At 61.9% G+C, this 1,508-nt stretch carries 2 protein-coding genes; both read right to left on the reverse strand.

Annotated features, from left to right (window positions below; translation table 11 throughout):
• Window positions 1-24: 24 nt before the first annotated feature.
• Entirely contained in the window at window positions 25-930 is a 906-nt protein-coding gene (locus tag ACFRAU_RS26035; RefSeq protein ID WP_378002016.1) for a transposase, read from the reverse strand.
• Between the two features lie 89 nt (window positions 931-1,019).
• Window positions 1,020-1,454: a hypothetical protein gene (locus tag ACFRAU_RS26040; RefSeq protein WP_378002017.1), complete on the reverse strand. Its 435-nt coding sequence runs from the start codon at window positions 1,452-1,454 to the stop codon at window positions 1,020-1,022.
• Window positions 1,455-1,508 lie beyond the last annotated feature (54 nt).

The following is a 1,508-nucleotide window of genomic DNA, read 5'->3' on the forward strand; positions in this document are numbered from 1 at the left end:
CGCAGGTTGTCAAGCTGTGTGGAGTCACTGGGCTGGTTGTTTGGTTGTTTCGGGTAGGTTGATTCCGGCGTGGCTGGGTGGGGCTGGTGTGGTGGGTCGGTGCCGGAACCGTTCGGGGTTTTTCTCGTAGTAGCGCTGCAGGGCGTGGTCGCGTTTCTTCCAGAGGTGTTTCCAGGAGCCGTCATGGACCTGGGCGGGGGAGAAGAGTGCGATGCCTGAGTGTTTGTGCTGGGTGTTGTACCAGGGCACGTACTCGGCGAGATAGGCCCTGGCGGCCTCGAGTTCTTTGAAGACGCGGGGGTAGCCGGGCCGGTATTTCATGGTCCGGAACCCGGACTCGGAGAAGGGGTTGTCGTTCGAGACGTATGGCCGGTTGTGGGTGAGCTCTGCCCCGTGGGTGGTGAGGGCATCGCGGAGCAGGTTCGATTTCATTGCCGGCCCCGAATCGGCATGGACGGTGTGCGGGGCGCCGTAGCGGGCGATGGCGGCTTCAAACATCTCGACCGCGAGGTGGTCGGCTTCGCGTTCCTCGACCCGCCAGGCGACCATCTGGCGGGAGTAGATATCAAGAACCGAGTAGGCCTTGTAAGTCTTTCCCCGCCATGGCGAGTAAAGGTCGGTGATATCCCATGACCAGACCTGGCCCGGGCCGGTGGCCTTCAGGACCGGTTTCTCATGGTGGCCCCGTTTGTTCCCGTTCCTGGTAGGGACGGTGGGGCGGAGCATCTGGTCCTCGATCTGCGCCGCGATCCGCCACCACGTGCGCCGGGAGGCGAGCATCACCCCGTTGTCCCAGGCGGTCGCGAACGCGTGGTCAACGGAGACCTGGTCGGCCCAGCCGTCCAGGATGTATTCGGCGATCCGGTCACGATCCCCGCTGCTGATCCGCGACTCATAGGCCCGCTCAGACTGTGCGAGCGGGTCCTGCACCCGGGCGCGGGGGTTCTGCCGGTAGTGCCAGGTCGAGCGCGAAATTCCAGCGAAATCCAGGGCTTGCCGCTGCGAGCCGGTGAGCTTTGTCAGTTCCCGGACGAGGAGGTTTTCGGCTTCGAGGAACTTTTCGGATCGCTCGTCTGGGCCGTATCGGGCTCTGGCACGTTCAACTCGTGCAAGAGCCCGATAGCTTTTCCCAGAGCTGTGTTCGTGCCTTCAAGCTCAAGGATCCGGCCCTTGAGCTGTTCGATTTCGGACTGGTGGTCAGCGATCTCTTTGGCGCGCGCTTTTTCAAACGCGGACCACTCGCCATTCGTACGGGCCATACCCCCATGCTCTCGTGGAATGAGATTACGGTCGAGATCGCCCTCGAGCACCATCTTCCGCCACATCCGAAACGTCTTCACCGGCACGGACCGAGAGGCAAGCCAGGTCCCCTTCGTCCCATACGGCTGCACATAATACTCATGCACAAACTCGCGAATCTCCTCACGAGTAAAACCCTGGCTTCTCCACGACACGCGGCTGCTCCTTCACTACAAATGAATGACTCACAACCAGCCTGACGCAGAGGG

Source organism: Arthrobacter sp. NPDC056691, from assembly GCF_042791415.1.
Classification (GTDB): Bacteria; Actinomycetota; Actinomycetes; order Actinomycetales; family Micrococcaceae; genus Arthrobacter.